The organism is Vibrio sp. 10N.261.55.F4 (assembly GCF_041470465.1).
GTDB classification, from domain to species: Bacteria; Pseudomonadota; Gammaproteobacteria; order Enterobacterales; family Vibrionaceae; genus Vibrio; species Vibrio crassostreae_C.
Window position 1 is genome coordinate 1 of record NZ_JBFRMM010000067.1, and the last position, 4,563, is coordinate 4,563.

General features: G+C 41.7%; 2 protein-coding genes and 6 tRNA genes. 7 read left to right on the forward strand and 1 reads right to left on the reverse strand.

Annotated elements, in window-relative coordinates:
* Nucleotides 1-85 precede the first annotated feature (85 nt).
* The 7 genes from AB4249_RS21810 to AB4249_RS21840 all read left to right on the forward strand — a co-directional run bounded on the left by AB4249_RS21810 (nucleotide 86) and on the right by AB4249_RS21840 (nucleotide 2,929).
* A tRNA-Asn gene (locus AB4249_RS21810) sits at nucleotides 86-161 on the forward strand.
* A 382-nt stretch (nucleotides 162-543) separates the two neighbouring features.
* Nucleotides 544-2,169, forward strand: a complete 1,626-nt coding sequence (locus tag AB4249_RS21815) for a methyl-accepting chemotaxis protein (protein ID WP_017062210.1) — start codon at nucleotides 544-546, stop codon at nucleotides 2,167-2,169.
* A 235-nt stretch (nucleotides 2,170-2,404) separates the two neighbouring features.
* Nucleotides 2,405-2,480: transfer RNA gene (locus AB4249_RS21820), tRNA-Phe, on the forward strand.
* Nucleotides 2,481-2,536: 56 nt separating this feature from the next.
* Nucleotides 2,537-2,612: transfer RNA gene (locus AB4249_RS21825), tRNA-Thr, on the forward strand.
* Between the two features lie 24 nt (nucleotides 2,613-2,636).
* Nucleotides 2,637-2,712: transfer RNA gene (locus tag AB4249_RS21830), tRNA-Asn, on the forward strand.
* Between the two features lie 36 nt (nucleotides 2,713-2,748).
* A tRNA-Thr gene (locus AB4249_RS21835) sits at nucleotides 2,749-2,824 on the forward strand.
* Between the two features lie 29 nt (nucleotides 2,825-2,853).
* Nucleotides 2,854-2,929: transfer RNA gene (locus AB4249_RS21840), tRNA-Asn, on the forward strand.
* A 344-nt stretch (nucleotides 2,930-3,273) separates the two neighbouring features.
* Here AB4249_RS21840 and AB4249_RS21845 read toward each other — a convergent pair.
* On the reverse strand, nucleotides 3,274-3,669 hold the full coding sequence (locus AB4249_RS21845) for a DUF2391 family protein (protein WP_017060180.1): 396 nt from the start codon (nucleotides 3,667-3,669) through the stop codon (nucleotides 3,274-3,276).
* Between the last annotated feature and the right edge of the window lie 894 nt (nucleotides 3,670-4,563).

Here is a 4,563-nt window from a genome sequence, read left to right on the forward strand (position 1 = left end):
TCGAGGCACCATTATTTGGTGCTTAACAAATAATGGTCTTTATGGATTATTTATATCTAAAAGAACATTGTTAAACACAAATAATTCCCCTTTAGTTCAGTTGGTAGAACGGCGGACTGTTAATCCGTATGTCGCAAGTTCAAGTCTTGCAAGGGGAGCCACATTCAAGAAAGCCAAGTCGAAAGACTTGGCTTTTTTTCGTTTGAACAAAAACAAACTCTATTCAATATACACATCAGCTCCTCACTAACTCTTAATCAGTCTCGATAAATTGAGTTATCTCCTTTTAGTACTCTTACTACAGCAGTTGATTCTAAGTTCTATAAAGCATATCCACTACAACAGAACCAACGCCTTATAAAGTTCATGACCCGCTAATATTCACATTAAAACAAATAGAACCAAGTCCTGTTACTTTTTTTTCTTCGAAAATTTAATCCCTATCATACTTTGATGTCTTTCTAATATCTGCCTTACACCACTTAGATTAAGATTCGATGAATTATACCTAATACTAATTATTGAATCGCTGCGCGGGGAAATATGAAACTAAAAACGCAAGCTTACTTATTATCGGGCATCATCTTGATCGCCCTGCTAGCACTGACGGCTACAGGCTTATGGACCTTAAGAGTTGCTAGCAACATGGACAACAAAGCTCGCGTAACAGAGCTGTTTAAGAGCGCATACAGCATTCTTACTGAAGTCGAAAAAATGGCGATTGATGGCACACTAGAAGAAGAGCAAGCCAAGCAACTAGCTACTCGCCTTCTACGCAACAACATCTATAAAGATAATGAATATGTTTACGTAGCCGATGAGAACATGACGTTTATCGCGACACCATTAGATCCTCAACTGCACGGAACCAGTTTTAACGACTTTAAAGATGGCGACGGCAATAGTGTTGGGCAGCTAATCCAAAGAGTACTTGGTAATCGTACTGGCGAGATCATTGAGTACACCTGGACACAAAAACTGCCAGATGGAACGATTGAAGAAAAACTGTCTATTGCAGAGAAAACGCCACATTGGGGTTGGGTTGTCGGCACTGGTATCGGGTTCAATGAAGTTAACGCTCGTTTTTGGTCTACTGCTCAATGGCAGCTATTTCTTTGTGTCGTGATTGCTGGTCTTATTCTGGCGAGCCTAATTGTATCCATTAAACGCATGCTAGCGCTTCTTGGCGGCGAACCTAAAGACGTACGAGAAGCAGTACAAGCCGTAGCACAAGGTCGAATTCAAACCTCTTTCGAAACTCAGGCAATTGACGGCAGTATCTATCACGCCGTACAACAAATGAGTAAGTCATTGGCTGAGCTAGTATCAAACCTTGACGCTTCAATGCTGGCATTAAGAGGCGAACTGCAGCGCGTAGAAGATCGCGCTGGGTCAATTGGTCAACTGACAGACACCCAACAGCAATCAACAGAGATGATCGCGACAGCAATGACCGAGATGGCCTCTTCAGCCAATAACGTAGCTGCTTCAGCTAGCGATACCGCGCGCAACACCGACGAGGCCGACAAACAGAGCCAGCATACCCAACAACTCATTCACAACACAGTAGATAACATTCAAGGCTTAGCAGGCCAACTAGGCACAGCAAGCGAAGCTGTCGCTAACCTAGATAACGATGTAAACAACATTGCAAAAGTATTGGATGTGATTGGTGATATAGCGGAGCAAACTAACCTATTGGCACTAAATGCAGCCATTGAAGCAGCTCGAGCTGGCGAACAAGGTCGTGGATTTGCTGTTGTAGCAGATGAGGTTCGTAACCTTGCAGGCAGAACACAATCGAGCACAAAAGAAATCCAATTAATGATTAATAACCTTCAAGAGGGGTCTCGCAACGCAATTCAAACCATGGAAGTGTGTGCCGCGACCAGTGAAAGCACCGTAACAGAGTCTCAAAACGCCTCTGAAGCACTACAACAGATTGTTGTCGCATTAGAGTCCATTTCATCAATGAGTCATCAAATCGCAACAGCGGCCGCTGAGCAGACTCAGGTGAGCGATGATATATCGAAGCGTATCAATATGATCGAAGAGAGCGGTAACCAACTGAGCAATGTCGTAACAGAAAGTCATAACAGCACCCAAACTCTTGCCTCTCTTTCCAACGAATTAGAAGCTTGGGTTAATAGGTTTGAAGTAAAACACTAAACTCCCTAGAAAATTTTCAAATAAAAAAGCACGTTTTCATACGTGCTTTTTTTATTTCGGCGCCCATTCAGTGTAGTTAACCGTAGTTTTACTATCTTTTAGGGCATGCTAGACCTAGGTTTTTCACCCCAAATGAGCAAAAACAACCCACTAAGTATAGAAAAACATCAAACGATACTTTTTTTGCAATTTAATGTTGACCCAGAACGCGAAAACACGTTTAATACACCTCGTCGCCCGGATAGCTCAGTCGGTAGAGCAGAGGATTGAAAATCCTCGTGTCGGTGGTTCGATTCCGCCTCCGGGCACCACAATTTATTTGTTGGTGTCTTAGACAACAACAGTAAAGCACAAAGAAATATTATGTGCCGACTTAGCTCAGTAGGTAGAGCAACTGACTTGTAATCAGTAGGTCACCAGTTCGACTCCGGTAGTCGGCACCATTTCTTTAAAGCTTTAAGAATAATTCCCCTTTAGTTCAGTTGGTAGAACGGCGGACTGTTAATCCGTATGTCGCAAGTTCAAGTCTTGCAAGGGGAGCCAAGTTAATCATCAAGCATAAGCTTTTTGATTCATGATGCCGACTTAGCTCAGTAGGTAGAGCAACTGACTTGTAATCAGTAGGTCACCAGTTCGATTCCGGTAGTCGGCACCATTCTCTTGATTAGAGACTAAACAATCAATTCCCCTTTAGTTCAGTTGGTAGAACGGCGGACTGTTAATCCGTATGTCGCAAGTTCAAGTCTTGCAAGGGGAGCCAATTAAAAGAAGCCGCATCATTGATGCGGCTTTTTTGCATCTAAAGATCCTAACTTATTAATACAACTACCCTCACCTTTCAAATACCATATTCAATTCAGAAACCAACCGTTTTTATATCCTTCCAAAGCTACAAATCTTCGCTACTTAATGCTCTTCAAAATCTCCCAACAACAAACGACACATTCACGTAAGAGTCAGTCACAGTACGTTGCTACTCATTTTATTGACTAGGAGATCGGTTGAAAAAATCAATACTAAGTTTGGAGGTAAGAAAGCTAAATAACGAATCAAGTAAGCGCTGAAAAGCTCTGTAAGACACTTCAATCCAAATTGATACACAGATTACTCTTTATCAAAACTATCCACTACAATAGCGCCCATAGAGGCTGGCATTGAAATAACAATCACTCTTTTGATCGATACGACGGGATCACTCAATAGAGGTAATTTGTCCAGGCAAGTCAGTACCAAAGCAACGACCAATGCCGTCATAACATAAGCAATCACTATTCTGAAAATAAACACCGGCAACCGAGCAACAACATCTTTTTGAAAGACACTCTCATACGTATAGAAGCCTAAGAACACCGCAGACAGTAAAAATAGCAGCAATAGATTAGCGGTAGGTAAAGTCTCCCCTAACTTCCAAGCCTCTTCAGAAAAAGAAATCGGCACGGCCAAGGCAAAAGATCCCACAAAGATCTGGCTCGCATCTTCAAAGTTAAAACTCAATTTCATAATTCGACCCATTAGGTTTAAGGCTTTATCTAATTCTGAAAAGAATCACAAAACTATCCGCCAATGATTTGGGGGATTTTTATTTCTACTAAGCAAACAGTAGTGACCTTCTAGCTTCATCTTAGTCGCAATAACCAAAACATAGCTTGAACTAACCAGCAAGAAATCAATATGCTCAGAGCAAAACGGTCAACACGACTGATTAATATCGAGTCAACAAACACATCAAAATCGAAGAGAGACCGGTAAACATCCTAAATTACCATCCCCTAGAACCAGAGAACATCACAATCAGTTGGGGGAAGAACCTCCCTGCACATGTAGATACGGATACGAGGGACACTCTATGTCTTAACTTACATATCCCTCCAGCACCACTTTGGAACGCAACCTAACAACTCTCACCTTTCAAGCTGAATCTACTCCGCTTCCATCCTTTGAAATACTTCTAACAAAGCGCTTGATGCTATCGAGAGTGGTTTAAGCTGAATGTATAATTAAGAGCTATTAAGTCGACTCATTAAGGGCTATAGCGCTCTTAGCAGAAGCCTCCATGATAGAGCCCTAATTACACGTATCCTATAGATTCACAGATAGAGCAGAAGTCAGATTTCGTAGACGAAAGGCTGTTAACTAATACTGAGAGCCACTCACTTAATAAAGGAAACATCTACAGCGCGTATGGCTCGAGTATCTGAATGCTAAACTTAAAGCTATATACGTTTGAAATCATGCTCGAGTCACCTCACAGCTGGAATCAGAAATGATGTAGTCCTAATCATGAGTTGGTTTTGGGAAAAACCTGAGCTAAGAGCTGTGGGCTGCGGGAAAATCTTTTGTGTAAGTTATTCGACTGACGTGCGAAACACTATGATTTATACCAATTAAAGTAAA